The following is a 17311-nucleotide window of genomic DNA, read 5'->3' as shown; positions in this document are numbered from 1 at the left end:
GGAGAAGCCAAAAATGGGGAAGAAGCCTTGGAGGCGACCAAACTGGTTCTTCCCGATGTGGTGGTGATGGATGTCAACATGCCACGAATCAATGGCATCGAAGCGACCAAAATTCTTACAAACGAGCATCCTACTGTCAAAGTCATCGGATTGTCGGTTCATGAGGATAAGCAAATTGAAAAAATGCTCCTGGAAGCCGGGGCCGCGAAGTATGTCACCAAAAGCAGTGTCGCCAGCCAACTGGTCGATGCCATCCGACAGGTCGTGAATCAACCTTCCTAACCCTTTCCGTATCATGCCTTCCGATTGTCCTCATCGACGGACTTCATGAAGGCAGAATCTGGCCGTAAACGCCGGCTTGATCCTTGGATAATGTTTTCTCGGATTATCGTGTGATCATGTCTCTGCCTGCCATCTGGTATAAGTGGTGCGCTCATTTCATCATTCCGTGAACGACGACTTCCAATGCCATCACGGTAAACGTATGACCCTTTTAAATGGATTCGAAATTCTATGCGCGTATTCTGTGTATCCAATCTCAACCGAATTGGACGATCGCTCCCTGGAGTCTTAGGGTGGTCGTTGTGTGTGGTCCTGCTGGGATCGGCCTGGTGTTATGGACAGGAAAATGGAGGCGAGGCACCTCCCTCCCGTCCGTGGATCATGGGACAGGCGGGCGCGTTTACCCAGCCGATTGAGACGGATCGGCCGACATTCAGCCTGAGTCCTAACACGATCCCCAAGGGACGCATTCAAATCGAAACGGGATATACCTTTTCTCTTGAAAAAGCCTCTCCCGATGTCAAAACCCATAACTTTCCTGAGACCCTTGTCCGTATCGGATTAACCGAGAGGACTGAATTGCGCGTGGAATGGCCAAATCTGACTTACATTGACAATGGCCGGGATGTGAATGGGTTCAATGATCTGGCCCTGGGATTTAAAGTTCAGGCTTTGCAGCAACAGGGGTTGAGACCCCGGTTAAGTTTTGTCGGCCGGCTGTCGATCCCCACGGGTGATAAGAATTTCTCCTCGGATCGACTTGACCCGCTATTCCGGACGATTTTGACGTATGCGTTGAATAAAAGGGTGGGGCTATTCGGAACGGTGAATATCGGCAGTCCTACTTCTCAGGGCACGCGGTATGTGCAGGTCTCCTCGTCCCTGGGACTGAGCGCAGCCATCCGGGATCGATTAACCGGGTTTGTGGAATATTACGGATTGTATCCCAGAGATGTGGCGAGTGGCAGCGCAAATTTTCTTCAAACGGGAGTGCTCTATCATCTGACATACAATCTTCAACTGGATGTGCGGGTCGGAGGCGGCCTGACTCGTGGCACGGATGATTTTTTGACGGGTGCGGGAATCTCGTGGAGATTTTAAAATATGAAATATAATCTGCCTGGCAAGATAGGGGAAAAATCATTCCCGTTTAAACAGAAGGTTTAAAATTTCAAGGGCCGCCAGGGTCAGTTGCTCGGGGTCCGGTTGCGATGCACGAAGTAATTCGAGTCGATGGTGAGCCTCGGCATAGTCCGGCCGGACTTGAATGGCCCGGGTCAAAGCCTTGCCGGCTTCCAACGCCTGACTTTGGGCCATCAGGACTAATCCAAGATCGGAGAACGCTTCGGCATCCTGTGGATTCAGGACGGTTGCTGTGGTGAAGGCGGCTTCGGCGCCAGAAAATTTGCGTTGCGCCATCAGGGTTCGGCCCAACCAGTAATAGGTTTGGTTGTTGGTCGCGTCTAATCCTGCGCTAGCTCGCAACGCGTCTTCCGCATGGCGCCATTGGTGGGTATCGATGTATACAGCCCCAAGCCCCCGGTACGCTTCAGCCAGGTTCGAATTAAATTGAATGGCGGCATGATATTCTTCAATTGCGCCGTTTGGATCACCTTGCTGACTCAGCATGTCCGCCAGTCGTAAATGGGTGGGAGCATCATGTTTCTGAAACTCCGGAGATGATCGAAGTGCGTTTCGTCTTTTGAGAAGTCCTGCCTCTACGCTTTGGTTGGTGACCGGGCTCCCCGGGACAAACACCTCGTTTCGCTTTTCATCTGCGAATTCCGCATCTTGAGCTGTTAAGGCTACAGGTCCGCCGAATGCCATGAGCAGACACAGAAAGCTGTTGGGGAGTGTTGAAAAAGGCCGCCACCAGCGTTCTCGCCCCTTGGCCGTGCTCACGCACTCCTCCGTATACTCCGCTCGCCCAAGCGGCTGCGGCCTTCCTGGACGGGGATTTTTGAACCCTTCCTCATTGTTCTCGATTGCCACACAATAATATGGTAGAGCGTTAAACTAAAAGAAATACGAATTATTCAACAGTTTCTGCCGGTATTGCATGGGCGCTTGTTGTTGGCTGATCCAGCGGTTGAGAGTTTTCCGGTTGCGGGCCGGGCTCTTGGTTTTTATGGTGGAGGCACATTCTTATGATTGGTGACATCACGACTGTTCGCCCATCTCAAATGGTTTGATCATAAGAAGCCTTGGGTCATACTTGTGGGAAGGCTGATGTCTGATTCAGAAAATCGACACACCGGTTTTGGTGGTAAATAATTCGAGTGCGTATTGTCCCGCGAATGAATTGCCCTTTTCGTTTAAACCGGGGGACCAGACGGCAACCGTGAGCCGGTTTGGGATCACCCCGACAATTTCACCACCCACCCCACTTTTCCCCGGCAATCCGACATTGAAAGCGAAGTCTCCCGCGGCATCATAGGTACCGCAGGTGAGCATGAGGGCGTTCACTCTTTTTGTCTGGCTCTGGGTGAGGACCTGCTGATTGGTCCAAACACAGTGACCTTTGTTGGCGAGAAAGAGAAATCCTTTCGCCAGGTCCGCACAGCTCATCGATAGTGAGCAGTGAAAGTAATAAAAGTCTAACACCTCCTCCACCTCGTTTGTGAGGTTGGAAAAACTTTTGAGGAAATTGGCCATGGCTGCATTCCGAAAGCCGCTTTGGCGTTCGAAGCGGGCCACCTGGGGATCATCTTGAATGGAGGCATTATTGGCCCGTTGCCGGACATAATCGAGAAAAGCGGATTTGGCATCTTTTAAATGCGATACGAGGATATCGGAAACCACCAGGGCTCCTGCATTGATAAACGGATTTCTGGGTATGCCATGTTCATACTCGAGCTGTACGAGAGAGTTGAAGGTCGATCCGGATGGTTCGAGTCCCACTCATATCCAAATGTTGTCGCCTTCAAAGGGAAATCCGAGGGTCAGGGTATATACCTTTGAAATGTTTTGAATTGAGAAGGGCTCTAAGGCCTGCCCCACCTGGAACATTTCCCCGTCAACGGTCTGTACGGCCATTCCAAACTTTTGAGGGGAAACGGATGCCAATTGGGGAATGTAGGTGGCGACGGTTCCGCACGGTAACAGGCTTAAGACTTCCTGATGGATCTCATCCAAAATGGCTTGATAGTTCATGTATGCTCACATCTTTAGGGGAAATATTAAATATTGGTTGTGGTCTGGGTGCCATTCCATCAGATTGGATGGGACCTAACGGGCCTCATCCTGTTCGATCATTTCAAAAAGACTGTTTACCGGGTGCTTGATGGATTTGGGATAGACAAACCATTTGATGAGATGCCTTAAGAAAGAGACAGGGTGGCCGGGAGTGCCTAGCTTGGGGGCAAAGTTATTCCAGGTCGAAATAGTTAAGGAATGTACTTCCGGCTGACCGAGGAACCACTGTTCCAGATCTTGGTCCGTACGAGTTTCTATGACGGCGTTACGAAATTGAGGAAAAGACAGCCCGAAGTGCCGAAGGAAATAGCCGTCAATTCCAATCGGACTGCCCAAAGACACGCGATAGAGAAGCGGGAAGTTCTCCTGTTGAGATGCCCGCACGTTATCTGCCATACGGGCGAGCCAGCGAGCAACTCGCTAAGGTCTCTTGGTGGCGACAAAGTTTCATTATGAGTTTGGTTGGCGGACCCGCACGAAATCTTACCTTATTTTTATGGGAAGGGATATTTTCCCGGACTATGTCATTGAAAATTTTTAATAATTTACGTGAATGCTGAAAAACATGCCAGAGGTTTTCTTATGGTTCCGGTTGTCCTTTTTTCTCAGAGTGCTTGTACGCGTCACCGTGCTCCTGTTTCCCTGAAATGAGGCGCTTTACTTTTATTCAAAAAAAGCGCATGGTAGAAAATATTTAAAATCGAGGTTGTCATGGGGTAGATCGTTCCTTCTTCACGCTATCTACAGTGAAAGGCCTTCCGGGGATATACATGTCCGGGAGGCCTTTTTGTTTGTATGATGGGAAAAACATGAACAATTCGCGGACGAACATGGAATTCTCTGAGTGAAAGGTCGTTGAGGATCGGAAGGAGGTGAGTCCATGAGAAAAGCGTTTCCGGGCTGGATGATGCTTAAACTGTGGATGTTCAACCCCCGTTTGGCAGCCTGGGGGGAAGGAATGGTCGAAGGTCTTATTTTTAGCCTCTTAGCCTTGGGAATGTGGAAAGTGGTTTTGGATTGAAAGACCTGCGGTGTCCGGTTGTCCTTTCAATACCTACGCTCACACGACTTCCCGATAGAAGGAGGGATGGATTATGCGACGCGTTGATTACATTGTTGGGTCTCGTGACTTTAAGGGGCTGATTGCCGAGCAATTCATGCAAGATGCCGTGTATGCCTATCATCCTGAGGATTCAGCAGAAACATTGGCGCAGACCATGACTGAAGAGGGTTTTGGGAGCGTACCCATTGTGGATCGTGAGCAGCATTTGCTTGGGATTGTCAGTGAGTTCGATCTTCTCCATGCGATTAAGGAGGAGCGGTCTCTAGCAGGAGTTCCGGCGAGTGACTTGATGACTCCTGCACCGGTGACAGTGAAGCGGGAAACACCGGCTATGGAGATTATTAATAAACTGGAAGGGAAGCATCTGATCCGAATGCCGGTGGTCGATGAAGATGGAAAACTCCTCGGTGTCGTCGCAAGGCGTGACATCCTCCTAGGGTATTTGAACGCGACACGAAAGACCAAAGTGTTTTAGAAGAGACTCCTGTGTCTATCAGCGATTCTTTAGGATTTTTCGGATTGGGAATGCGACAGGATGTGAGTCAGCGTCTGGCTCAGTTGATCCAGTAAGATGGGCTTATAGAGGAATGCGGTAATCCCCTGTTCCAACGCATTTTCCTTCTCAATCGTATGACTGAACCCCGTACAAAGGATGATTGGCATATCGGGCCGTATTTTGAGGATTTCTCGAGATAACTGGTCTCCTCCAAGTGTGGGCATCGTTTGATCAGTGATGAGACAGTCGAATCGATGGGGATTCATGCGAAAATCTCTAAGGGCCTCCAAGGGATGAGTCCGGACGGTGACGGTATAGCCCAGATGCTCCAGAAATTCTTTCAAAACTTCGGTAATCGATACCTCATCATCCACAATCAACACATGTCCCTTTCCGCGACAGATGGGGGAAGGCTTTGAATGAAGAGAAGAGTCAGCGGGGGTCTGGTACTCGGGGATGGCAATGAAAAAGGTGGTTCCGTCCTTATGAGAAGATTTGACCCAGATATGTCCTCGAAGATTTTCTACAATGCCATGTACCACGGACAATCCCATTCCGGTTCCTTCTCCGACGGGTTTGGTCGTGAAAAACGGGTCGAAAATTTTGGGAAGGAAATGTTCGGGAATCCCGGGACCGGAATCACTGACGACGATCTGCACATATCTTCCGGGATTGAGGGTCGGGGGGAATTGGAGGTCGCCTTTTTCAATGATGATGGCATGAAGGTCGATGGTCAGGGTTCCGCCATGGGGGCGAAGGGCATGTTCCGCATTCGAACAGAGGTTCATGATGATGCGATGAATTTGAACGGGGTCGGCAAACACCATATTCATCTTGTTCTGATTTCCAAAATGCAGCTCAATGTTTGAGGGGAAGGTGGCCCGGAGAAGAGCCAGTGATTCTTCGATGATGGGGGCCAGTTCGACCGGGCGGGGATGGTGTTCGTTTTGCCGGCTGAAGGTGAGGATTTGCTGGATGAGATCCCGCCCCCGTTTCCCCGCGATTCCGATTTGCTCAAAGTATGCGTAGGCGGGATCGCCTTTGGGATGTTTCCATGTCCCCATTTCTGCCCATCCGAGGATCGCCATCAGGATATTATTGAAGTCATGAGCGATTCCTCCGGCCAGGGTTCCGATGGATTCCATTTTTTGTGTCTGTCTCACATGCTGTTCCAGACGTTTCTGTTCGGTGAGATCTCTCCATATGGCGGTCACGCCTGAAATTGTTCCATCCGGCTCGACATAGGGATTCAGTCTTACCTCCATGAAGCGCACGTTTTCTTCCGGAAAGGTTACATGCTGATGAAAGCAGACGACCCGCCCTTTTCGACAGTCATCTAAATGACTGGTGAGCTGAGATTCAAAGAGATCCGTCCCCACAAAATCGCGAATGTGCCGACCGATGATGTCCCGGGCAGGAAGATTGAAGTATTCACAAAATCCATGATTCACGGCTTGCAGGCAATTCTTCTCATCTAAAAAGCAGAGAAAGTCCGAGCTGGTGGACACAATTTGCTCATACCGGCGGAGTGCTTTGGTTGCGTGATACCGCTGGGTGATATCCCGGGCAACGGCATAGATGGTTTTTTCCTGAAGCTGGGGAGTGGCGCGCCATTCCAGCCAGAGGTAATTGCCACGGATATCACGGATGCGGTTCTGGAAATCCACCACATCCTTTTCTTCAGCGAGTTGATGGAACGCTGTCTGGGTGGAAATCCGGTCATCCGGATGAGTGAAAAAAATCAATGGTTGGGATAACAGTTCTTCCTGGGTGTACCCGAGAAGTTTTTCGAAGGCAGGATTGGTTTTTTTGAGATACCCGTCAATACCAATGCTGCACATGAGATCCAGGGAGAGGGAAAAGATATGATCCCGTTGGATTTCCGCTTTGAATTGGCCGGTGACATCGATCGAAACCCCTCCCAGTATTGGCGGACGGTCATGTTGCAGAATAGGAAATTTGCACGTTAAATACTGATGCAGGCCGTCATGGAGTGGAATGTCCTCGATCCTTTCCAGGGATTGACCATGGGAGAGCACCCAGTCATCATCGTGTTGGAGCATGGTCGCGGTGTCGGGCGGCAAGACGTCGTGAACGGTTTTCCCGATCCAGTTTTTGAGATCAATATTGAACACCTGTTCAAATTCCGGATTCAGATATGTCAAACGATACTCTTCGTCTTTCATATAGGCCAAACCCGGAAGATGGGCCATGAACTGTGCAAAGCGTTCCTCGCTGGCCTGAAGGGCTTCGGACATCGTGGTGCGGTCGGTAATATCTTCTGCCAGCCGGGTGATCCGATACGGATGTCCCCCGTGATTGTGATTGATGAGTCCGCGTTCATGGATCCAGCGAGTCGACCCGTCTGCTTTCACGATTCGATAAATCTCGTTATATCCTCCGGTGATATTCAGCCTCAGATAGGCGTTCCTGATACGGTCCTGATCTTTGGGATGAATGGCCTCAAGCCAATCCAACGGGTTCCCAGTGAGCTGAAGAGCCGGGCGGTCCCAAATCCTTTCATAGGTCGGGCTGACATACAATAATTTTCTTGGTTCTTGAAAGTCGGTCAGCCAGAAAATCCCCTGATAATGCTCCATGAATTGATGAAACCGTTCATGGGCTTCTTTGAGTGACAATTCCAGTAACTCGTTCCGGATTTTCAAACGATGATGTTGGATGACTTCAGTCACGAGCACCGGCAATAGATCCAAGTAGTCGCTTTCGGATGCTTTGACCAAATAGTCATTCACTCCGGCTTTGAAGGCTTCAATGGCAATCTGTTCGGATCCATTGCCGGTTAAAAGAATAAACGGAGATACGCATTTCATCTGACGCAGGGTGCGAAACAGCGTAAGGCCATCCATGCCCGGGAGCTTGAAGTCGGCGATGATGACGTCAAATGCCGAAGGAGAGTGTTCCAGATGGCGAATGGCTTCCTCCGCACTTTCACATTCAAGAAGGGTGTGAACGTCCTTCTTTAGGGAACGCCGGATCGCGATTCGCTCGTGGGTATTGTCTTCGATGAGGAGAGCTGATAATCCGGCTTCCTGGAGTAGGGACATGGGTGACCCGTTCGTTTAGGCTGTTAATGGCTTGGCATAGGGTTCCACGCAACTCCAGAAGGTTCGCAGGGATTTTAAGAGATTGGCGAAGTTGGCGTACCCGACCGGTTTTTTGAGGAATGCCGTACATCCGTATTCATATCCCTTGTTCCGGTCGGTCTCAAGGGTTGAATTCGTGAGAATGATGACAGGTAAAAAGCGGAACTGATCGTTCGCCCGAATCGTTTTGAGCACCTGGTGTCCATCCAACTTTGGAAGTTTGAGGTCCAGAAGAATGAGGTCAGGGTCGGGAAAGATGTGCGATTCCAGATATTTTCCTTGATGAAACAGGTATTCCAGGCATTCTTCGCCATCCGATACGATGTGCAGATGATTCCCAAAACCAAATTGTTCCCAGGCACGTTTGGTGGCCAGGACATCGTGGGGGTTATCTTCGGCCATTAAAATGGTTAAATTCCGAGTTTCATGCATCATCATAAATTTCTCCAATTGGTACCGTAAATGAAAAAATGCTGCCTTTGCCCAATTCGGACTTCACGCGAATTTCCCCGCCAAGCCTGCTTACCGCATTTTTGACAATGGCCAAGCCGATGCCGGTTCCCTCATATTCCCGGGTCGTATGTAATCGTTCAAAGACCTGGAAAATTTTATCCTGATAGGGTTCAGAGATCCCAATGCCATTGTCCTCGACGGTGAAGGTGATCACGCCTTGAGGTTCCTTCCTCCAATTCATCTTCAGCACTTTTGGGGAGGAGTGGTTGAATTTGACGCCATTGGCGAGGAGGTTCTGGAAAATCTGTTTTAGCAGATGTTCATGGCCAAGGACTGTCGGCCATTCAGCTGGTTGATGAATTTCGACGTCTTTATCGAAATTCAGCAGGATAAGCGTTTTGGCAATGATGTGTCCGACGTGACAGACCTGAGGAACAGAATCCTTGATATTTAACCGCGAAAGTTCAAGGAGATCAGAGACGAGCTCTTCGGCCTCGCATACGGCGGTGGTTATGCCGGTCAAGTACATGGTTTGTTCGGAAGAAACTTTTGTGGACAAGTCTTCCAGGAGAAAGTCCGCGTAATTATGAATCGCTCTCAAGGGTGTTCGCAAGTCGTGGGAAACGGCATAGTTATAGGCTTCCAGTTCCTGATTCTGGTTGGCTAGTTGTTGATTGAGGCGTTTGAGCTCAGCTTCGTGTTGTTTTCTGGCTGAAATGTCTACGACCGAACTGAGCACCATGAAGCCGTCCGGCGTACTGATGGGATTTAGGCCGATTTCTACTGGAAACTCACTTCCGTCTTTTCGTCGGGCAAAGAGATCCCGTCCGGCCCCCATGGCTCGGGTACTGGGGTTTTCAAGAAATGCTACCCGATGTCGGGCATGGTCCTGCTGAAATCTTTTGGGAACGAGGGTGTCGATGGATTGTCCGATTAATTCATGTTGTGAATATCCAAAGAGGGTTTCAATTAATTTGTTGGCCAACACCACCTTCCCGCGATGGTCAACGATTAACATGCCACTCGGAAAGGCATCAACAAACACGCGTAGCCGGCGCTCCTTGTCTTCCAAATCACTTTTGGTCAGTTTCAAATCCTCGAGAAGAACAGACATTGTTTGGTTTTGTTCTTTGAGTTCCTTCGTTTGCAAGCCATATTTCATTTCGAGATCGTCTTTGATTCTTTGGAGTGCCTGGCGGGACGCAATTTTTTTCAACGTCATAAAACCGGTTACTACGATACAGAGAATAGAGAGCGAACGATTAATGATGGCCGTTTCATATCCAACCCTTGAAATAGAAGTCCAATATCCCAGAACCGTAAAGGAAATTGCGCCGATTATTGCCAGTTTGGTGGTCAACACGTTGTGGAGGGGGAGAGTGGCTATGACGACCAGGATGTAGAGACTGCCCATTCCGACCCCAAGTGGGGTCAGGCAATCCGCCACGAAGATTCCCAATGCCAGTCCTGCAATGAGAACCTTCTGAAGATTTGGCTGTGGCTGTTCGGCCGTTGCGATGGGTACCCCCATGGTCAGAGATTTGAATGACATGTTATCGACCCGCGTTTTCCATTGGTCCATACAATGAATAAGTCATAATAGGAAGCTCGGGAGGATTTGAGGCACGGGGAAAGGCTGGGTCAGAAGGTCGCGTCATCCGGACTGCCGGAGCTGGATCTGATGGCAGCCGGAACCTCCTCAACACCATTACTGGAGGTAGTCGATGGCGCAGAAATTGGACGAAACGGTTCATGCTCGGCGCACTACATGGCCATAATGTGGAGTCCTCACGCAGGACTCGTTTTGGTCAAAGGATAAACATCAACATCATTCGACCTTTGGTTTATGATGACTTAAGGAAACGACGAATGCGCACCTGAAAAAAATGATTGTGTTATCAAGTCGATTTCTGAGAAGAATGCTGAATTTGCCGTTCCATTGGCAAACCCTCGATCATGATGCTCATTGCCATGGGCAAGGGGATCGAACTTTTGGCATCTCTCGACGTGATAAACATAAGGCAGGATGAATGGGAATTGAGGATAATTTAAAATAATTAGGAATAGTAACGATTTTTTTTATTTTCCGCAAGGAAAATGCTTTTAATACAAGAAGGTAAACTTCCTAAAAGATTTCTTATGGGCATTCCTTACATTTGATCATGAACCGTGATAAACCATCGAGGTTTGATCCTTCCGAAATCGGTACGGACGTGGTTCCGAAGGGTGAATTTAGAATCCAACACCACTGGTCTGTCCGGCCTCTTCCAATAAATCACCCAATGCCAAAAGGTCTGATTGTTTTTGCGGTGCCATTTCGTGGCGAGAAGGGCGAGTGGCGGCAGAGCCTGCCAGGATCGAAATGGGGATTCTCCCGACAGGGCTTGAATCCCATAATGGTTTAACAGTATCCGAACGAAGGCCGTATGGGACCAGAGACGCCTATCCGCGACGTCAATGCCCAATGTCCTTGCCACGGATTTGACTTGTTGGTAAGAGACGTTGGCTAAACTAGCCACACAGGCGATTCCGCATCCTGTGAGATCCTCCTGAATAACGGCTTTCAGGTGGTTTGGTCCAACAGCCATGAAAGGATATAGGCCCCTCATCCAAAATGACGGGAGAGATAGGCTTTCAGGGCGACCGCATTATTGTATTTCTCATTCCTGGCCCCAAAAAGAATCGTCACCGGGTTATATCGGGCTTGTTGCAGAAGATCCTCAACGGCCTTGGTATTTTGATCAAGCTCGGTGAAATACCGCGTCTGAAATTCTGGCCAGCGGGCCGGGTTGTGCCCGAACCAGGTACGCAGTTTTGTTGACGGGGCAAGATCTTTTTGCCACAGGTTGACGTGAGCCGCCTCCTTTGAAAGTCCACGAGGCCACAGCCGATCAACGAGAATCCGACATCCGTCATTAGGGGCAGGGGCGTCGTACACTCGTTTGATCCTGATGGTTGAGAGGGATGCTGTTCGGGAATTGCTCGTTCTTTGTCCAGTGGTCTGAGCGGAAAGGTTTACGGGATGTCGAAAGCAATCGGTGGTATGGTCATTGACCAATCCGGCCGCTTGCATGTGTGCGTAGATCACGGTACTCCCCACAAATTTAAACCCTCGCTTCTTGAGATCTTTTGAAAGAGCATCGCTTTCAGGCGTTGTGGCAGGGACTTGAGACATGGTGTTCCAATAATTCAGCTTAGGTGATCCACCGACAAAATCCCATATATAGTGATCGAAGGAGCCGAACTCCTTCTGCACCTGAAGGAAGGCTTGGGCATTGGTAATGGCGGATTCAATTTTCAGACGATTGCGGATGATCCCGGTATCTTGAAGGAGTGCCGCTTTTTTTCCGTTGTCGAATTTGGACACTTTCAAGGGATCGAAGCCTGCAAACGCCCGGCGGTAGCCTTCGCGGCGTAACAGGATGGTCGACCAGGACAACCCCGCCTGCGCTCCTTCCAATGTCAGCATTTCAAAATGGCGGTGGTCTGTATGGACAGGGATTCCCCATTCCTCATCATGATAGGCAATGAAGTGGGGCTTTGTTCCCACCCATCCACAACGGATAGGTTCTTGGGCCTGTAGGTGTGGGATGCGTCCCATGGAAAAGTTCTTGCTTTCTCGGAAGACTAGTGCGCCTGGATCTTCTCTGTTTGCTCTAAGTTGAAACAAATGTGAGCATTTGGTGTGTGGGAAAGGCTACGAATTTTTGCGCAAGCTGTCAACGAAAATTGGCCATTATATGGATGATGACTAGGAGATTGGCCATTTGTCGGATCTTGAAATGCCATGATAAAATATGGGTGTATTTTCACAAAGCAGGGAAGCATGTATTCCTTGATTTCACAACGACTGACAAGGTCTTTTCGATCAACAGGATGGGGACCATTCGTCTGCATGTGGGGAGTCGGGTTGTGGGTGTTGATGAGTGGTGCTCACGTCATTGCTCAAGCCCCCAATGTTCCCTGGGAATGCTCCGGATATTCCGGTGAGGCTCAAATTCGATGTCTGCAGGTGTTGCCGGATCTCCAACAAAATCATATTGCCAAATTGGAAGCACAACTTAGTGCCCAGGAAAGGACTGCTAACAACCTTAAAGAAAAGATGGACCGTCATGAAGCGTTGGCCTCTCGTGACGCTCGCGTCTATAAACCAGATCCCCGATTCCCTCTTCCCTATGTTCCCGCCTATGCTTCCCCCTATGCCTATGCGCCATTCGGTATCTATCTTCGACCCCCCTGGACAGTATCTCGATATTATGGGGTTGGTGCGGGATATTGGAGACAGCCAGGCCTGTCCTTTCATTTCCGATATGGCGGAGGCCATAGGCATAGACATTAGGAAGTCTCGGCATTTCCGTTATGTGTCTGGTACATGTGTTTTTACAGAAGGGGGTGGTTTTTGATCAACCGTTATTCACCGAACTGTCCCTTCTGTACATTACGAGTGGTGACACTCCCAATACAATATCAGGGAGTATCGCGTTCCATTTTGCTCTTGCAGGGTTGGATGTCGCGTTTTCAGTCCATCCGTTTTCTGCTTCGTTGACTGTAAAAAACCGATCAGGTGTGAGTCGGAAAAGATTCACGAGGGATCGCGATGCACGGTCTCCGGGGAAAAGGCCTGAGTACATACCGCGATATACTCAGCTCCCTCAGGTCCCGGGGTGCTGTATCGCACCCATTCATTGCGATAGGCGATGATCGCCTGACCGGCATTCACCTCAATCACGCCTTCCTTCGTTTCCACCCGTAATTGACCGGACAGGACCAGTGTATATTCATCGAACTCCGGGGTCTGGCCTGGCTCTTCCCATCCGGAAGGACTTTGCATCCGCGCAATGCTGATCTGGTCTGTGCCGCTATTGACCCGTCCGATAAATTCATCGATGAGTTTGGGTTTATTCCCCGCAGGTTTAATTCTTGTGGGTTGCTCGATCAGTTTAGCCATACTGTCTCCTTGACCTCCTTTTTGTGCATTGAAGTGCGCATCGACAGGGGGCTTCCCCTAATCAAATTTTATCCCAGGCCCACTGGCCTGTCATCGTGCTCATGTTTGTTGCACGCTTGCTTCACTAATCATCCTAATTGCCATTGTAGTTTCCATAGGGCGACCGAAACTCCTCTGTCGGGCCGGAACAATAAAATGATAGCAGCCGCAGGGTTGAGGAAATTAACGTAAAGCCGTTCCATCTTTCTATACCATAGGGGAAACGGTAAACCACGATAGAATGCTTATAGCAATCTCAAGAAAACTGATTTAAAGGCATTTTTAATTGATAACAAATAGTTTGACCAGTTCCAAATTTAGAATAGCCTCAGATACCTTCTGGCAGCAAGGAAGAGGTGTATTCAAGTTTGAAGTGCTACGACCTCTGTAGGATGATCTGTGGCTTTGGGGAAATGATACGGCACCATGAGTAAGATCCTAGCCTTGTCTGTCAAAATTCATCTACCCGTTATTTATTTCACAAACAAATTGTAATCTGATTGTGCCAAAACTTTCAGAGGGATTCAGGGAGCCACCTCCCATCAAACTATTCATAGCAGTCCTTGGCGGGTTTGCCAAATTGGCGGGGAGGAGTTTCAGGATTAATGGCACTAAGGCCAATGCCGACATGGGGGTCGAATGTGTTCCCTGCCTATCCTTGGAAGCTGTCATAGGACCAAGGGGTGTGGTGGATATCCGTATGCCGGATAGTTGCGCGGGACGAATGATTATTCCTGGCAGGTACTAGTTACTAACAGAGAGCGGGATGGCCCATGAGACCATCCCAGCTCTGTATTCTTGTGTTTTTAACAATCGTGCCTACCGAATTTCCCAGTCTGAGGAAGCGGAACCGTAAAAGCCTACGGAAGTCCTGGTCAAGCCGTCCATCAGCCATACTGCTACCTGGCCGCTCGCTTCATTGCGCCAGATGATATCCGCCTGTCCGTCCGCATCCACATCATCCACTTGCACAATCTGCCACGGTACGGCTACTCCGCCCAGTGAGCCGGTGGAGGAGGGAGGCGCCGTTCCATTCATTAACCATACCGCGGTGCTGCCATTCGTGTGCCGCCATATAAGGTCTGCTTTTCGGTCACCGTTTAGATCCCCGACTCCGTGAATATCCCATGTTGTTGACGCTGTGCCGGGAAAACCGGTGGAGGCGATGTTCAGGCCGTCCATCAGCCATACCGCTACCGCGCCGGTCGTTTCATTGCGCCAGATGATATCCGCGTGGCCATCCGCATTCAGATCCCCCACTCCCGCGATCTGCCAGGCTAAGGCCACACCGCCCAGTGAGCCGGTGGAGGAGGGAGGCGCCGTCCCATTCATCAACCATACCGCGGTGCTGCCATTCGTGTGTCGCCAAATAAGGTCTGCCTTGCCGTCACCGTTTAGATCCCCGACTCCGTAAATATCCCAATCCGTCGATGCGGTGCCGGGAAAGCCGGTGGAGGCGATGTTCAGGCCATCCATCAACCATACCGCTATCGCGCCGCTCGTTTCATTGCGCCAGATGATATCCGTGTGGCCATCGGCATTCAGATCCCCCATTCCCTTCAGGGACCATTCCATAGTCAACTGGCCCAGAAAGCCCGAGTCCGCAATGCTTTTGCCATTGAGCAGCCACCCAGCCACGTGCCCGGTTTTTGTATTCCGCCAGACCAGATCGGCCTTACCGTCCCCATTCAGATCGTGATTTTGGGGTGAGGGTGGTGTGCTGGTATTGCTCACGGTGACCGTGATAGGGGCCGAGGTTTTGGTATTGCCCGCCGCATCACGGGCGATGGCCGTGAGGGTGTAGGAGCCATTCGGCACGGTGGTGGTATTCCAGCTGGTGCTGTAGGGATTGGTCGTATCTTCGGCGCCGAGGTTGGCGCCCTGGAGCCGGAATTGGACACCGGTGACGCCGACATTATCGCTGGCGCTGGCGCTGACCGTCACCGTGCCGGAGACGGTGCCCGCACTGGGGGCCGTTAGCGTGACCGTCGGGGCGGTCGTATCTGCGGGCGGGGTGCTGATATTGCTCACGGTGACCGTGATAGGGGCCGAGGTTTTGGTATTGCCCGCCGCATCACGGGCGATGGCCGTGAGGGTGTAGGAGCCATTCGGCACGGTGGTGGTATTCCAGCTGGTGCTGTAGGGATTGGTCGTATCTTCGGCGCCGAGGTTGGCGCCCTGGAGCCGGAATTGGACACCGGTGACGCCGACATTATCGCTGGCGCTGGCGCTGACCGTCACCGTGCCGGAGACGGGGCCCGCACTGGGGGCCGTTAGCGTGACCGTCGGGGCGGTCGTATCTGCGGGCGGGGTGCTGATATTGCTCACGGTGACCGTGATAGGGGCCGAGGTTTTGGTATTGCCCGCCGCATCACGGGCGATGGCCGTGAGGGTGTAGGAGCCATTCGGCACGGTGGTGGTATTCCAGCTGGTGCTGTAGGGATTGGTCGTATCTTCGGCGCCGAGGTTGGCGCCCTGGAGCCGGAATTGGACACCGGTGACGCCGACATTATCGCTGGCGCTGGCGCTGACCGTCACCGTGCCGGAGACGGGGCCCGCGCTGGGGGCCGTTAGTGTGACGGCAGGAGGTGTGGTATCGGATGACGCCGGGGTGATAATCACATAATTCAGTATGGTATGTGTAGAAGATGTTCGAGTCAGTTGCAGACTCAATTGCCCATCCGCGACGCTAATGGGTTGGTTGGTAATGGTAATGAATTGATTGGTAGCGGTCGTCTGATTATTAATGACGGTGATGCCTTCTATCGTAATATGATGCGGGCCCTGGTCCCAACTGGGGTCGCCGCTGGCCAGTGAAACGTTATATTCGCCATTCGGGAGATCGTAATTCCAGGTCACACTGGTGCCGGAGTCAAAATGAATGAATGTGTCGAGCCGTTGATCAGCCTGGACATTCCGCTCGCGGGTGTTGACGAAGGTGGTCCAGCCGTAGCCACGGCTGCTGGTATAGACACTGCCGTCATCTTTTTGATAGCCACTGGGGACGGAGGCGCTGGACGGTTGGAAATTGACGAAGATGGGCGAACCGGAAGGTGGTGGTGGGCTGGTATTGCTCACGGTGACGGTGACGGCCGCGGAGGTTTTCGTATTGCCCGCCGCATCACGGGCGATCGCCGTGAGGGTGTAGGAGCCATTCGGCACGGTGGTAGTATTCCAACTGGTGCTGTAGGGATTGGTCGTGTCTTCCACGCCGAGGTTGGCGCCCTGGAGCCGGAATTGCACGCCCGCGACGCCGACATTATCGCTGGCGCTGGCACTGACCGTGACCGTGCCGGAGACGGTACCCGCGCTGGGGGTCGACAGTGCGACTGTCGGAGCGGTCGTATCCGCGGGTGGGGGGCTAGTGGTTATCGTAATTGTTGCTTCTGTAGAAGGGGTACTTTCATTTCCTGCCGTATCAAATGCTGTCGCAATAAATCCATAGGTAGTCCCCCCACTAAGTCCGGAGACCGTTGTTGAGGGGGAGGATGGATTATTGGGAAATCCTGAAAATATGGGTTGTCCAAAATCTTGAGAAGGTAATGTCCGTTTGTAAATTTTATATCCTGCCAAATCCGATTCGGTATTTGCATTCCAGGTTAGTTGGACAGAGGAGGCCGAATACGCGGAGCTAACGAACAATCCGAAGAGGAGAAGTGTAAGGTGTACCGTACGCGCGATTACGAAACCCAATGTGGTGGTTGGTCGGATCATACTCTTCTCCTTGTCGT

Annotated in this window: 14 protein-coding genes and 1 pseudogene; 5 read left to right on the top strand and 10 right to left on the bottom strand. The window is 51.0% G+C overall.

Features of this window, described 5'->3' with window-relative positions; genetic code table 11:
- Window positions 1–282, top strand: a 282-nt coding sequence (locus tag H6750_15840) for a response regulator transcription factor (GenBank protein ID MCB9775778.1), incomplete at its 5' end; no start/stop codon positions are given.
- Window positions 283–513: 231 nt separating this feature from the next.
- A complete protein-coding gene (locus tag H6750_15835; protein ID MCB9775777.1) occupies window positions 514–1383 on the top strand; it encodes a transporter in 870 nt (289 codons plus the stop codon).
- Between the two features lie 39 nt (window positions 1384–1422).
- On the opposite strand, the gene H6750_15830 is transcribed toward H6750_15835, so the two are convergent.
- From H6750_15830 to H6750_15820, 3 genes and pseudogenes are all read right to left on the bottom strand, one after another.
- Window positions 1423–2184 (bottom strand): tetratricopeptide repeat protein, encoded by a 762-nt coding sequence (locus H6750_15830; protein MCB9775776.1) that lies wholly within the window; start codon window positions 2182–2184, stop codon window positions 1423–1425.
- Window positions 2185–2520: 336 nt separating this feature from the next.
- A pseudogene (locus H6750_15825) lies at window positions 2521–3435 on the bottom strand (glutaminase).
- Between the two features lie 75 nt (window positions 3436–3510).
- On the bottom strand, window positions 3511–3873 hold the full coding sequence (locus H6750_15820; GenBank protein ID MCB9775775.1) for a DUF5069 domain-containing protein: 363 nt from the start codon (window positions 3871–3873) through the stop codon (window positions 3511–3513).
- 484 nt (window positions 3874–4357) lie between these two features.
- Here H6750_15820 and H6750_15815 point away from each other — a divergent pair, with 484 nt between their 5' ends.
- Together H6750_15815 and H6750_15810 are read left to right on the top strand one after the other, a co-directional pair.
- Complete coding sequence (locus H6750_15815; GenBank protein ID MCB9775774.1) at window positions 4358–4498, top strand: hypothetical protein; 141 nt, start codon at window positions 4358–4360, stop codon at window positions 4496–4498.
- A 73-nt stretch (window positions 4499–4571) separates the two neighbouring features.
- Complete coding sequence (locus H6750_15810; GenBank protein ID MCB9775773.1) at window positions 4572–5015, top strand: CBS domain-containing protein; 444 nt, start codon at window positions 4572–4574, stop codon at window positions 5013–5015.
- A gap of 29 nt (window positions 5016–5044) precedes the next feature.
- Here the strand turns inward: H6750_15810 and H6750_15805 are convergent, their stop codons facing one another.
- The 5 genes from H6750_15805 to H6750_15785 form a co-directional block, all read right to left on the bottom strand.
- Window positions 5045–8101, bottom strand: coding sequence for a PAS domain S-box protein (locus tag H6750_15805; GenBank protein ID MCB9775772.1), 3057 nt, complete (start codon window positions 8099–8101; stop codon window positions 5045–5047).
- Window positions 8102–8116: 15 nt separating this feature from the next.
- Window positions 8117–8578, bottom strand: coding sequence for a response regulator (locus tag H6750_15800; protein MCB9775771.1), 462 nt, complete (start codon window positions 8576–8578; stop codon window positions 8117–8119).
- Complete coding sequence (locus H6750_15795; protein MCB9775770.1) at window positions 8565–10145, bottom strand: PAS domain S-box protein; 1581 nt, start codon at window positions 10143–10145, stop codon at window positions 8565–8567. The genes H6750_15800 and H6750_15795 overlap by 14 nt, the downstream gene beginning before the upstream one ends.
- Window positions 10146–10743: 598 nt before the next feature.
- Window positions 10744–11160: a hypothetical protein gene (locus H6750_15790; GenBank protein MCB9775769.1), complete on the bottom strand. Its 417-nt coding sequence runs from the start codon at window positions 11158–11160 to the stop codon at window positions 10744–10746.
- Window positions 11161–11198: 38 nt separating this feature from the next.
- On the bottom strand, window positions 11199–12194 hold the full coding sequence (locus H6750_15785) for a DNA-3-methyladenine glycosylase I (GenBank protein ID MCB9775768.1): 996 nt from the start codon (window positions 12192–12194) through the stop codon (window positions 11199–11201).
- 225 nt (window positions 12195–12419) lie between these two features.
- Here H6750_15785 and H6750_15780 point away from each other — a divergent pair, with 225 nt between their 5' ends.
- Complete coding sequence (locus H6750_15780; GenBank protein ID MCB9775767.1) at window positions 12420–12932, top strand: hypothetical protein; 513 nt, start codon at window positions 12420–12422, stop codon at window positions 12930–12932.
- Window positions 12933–13175: 243 nt separating this feature from the next.
- Here H6750_15780 and H6750_15775 read toward each other — a convergent pair whose 3' ends face one another.
- Complete coding sequence (locus H6750_15775) at window positions 13176–13541, bottom strand: cupin (GenBank protein MCB9775766.1); 366 nt, start codon at window positions 13539–13541, stop codon at window positions 13176–13178.
- An 858-nt stretch (window positions 13542–14399) separates the two neighbouring features.
- Window positions 14400–17294, bottom strand: coding sequence for an FG-GAP repeat protein (locus H6750_15770; GenBank protein ID MCB9775765.1), 2895 nt, complete (start codon window positions 17292–17294; stop codon window positions 14400–14402).
- Between the last annotated feature and the right edge of the window lie 17 nt (window positions 17295–17311).

The organism is Nitrospiraceae bacterium, from assembly GCA_020632595.1.
Taxonomy (GTDB): Bacteria; Nitrospirota; Nitrospiria; order Nitrospirales; family UBA8639; genus Nitrospira_E.
The sequence above is the reverse complement of the archived record's forward strand: the minus strand, read 5'-3'. Positions and strand labels throughout refer to the sequence as shown.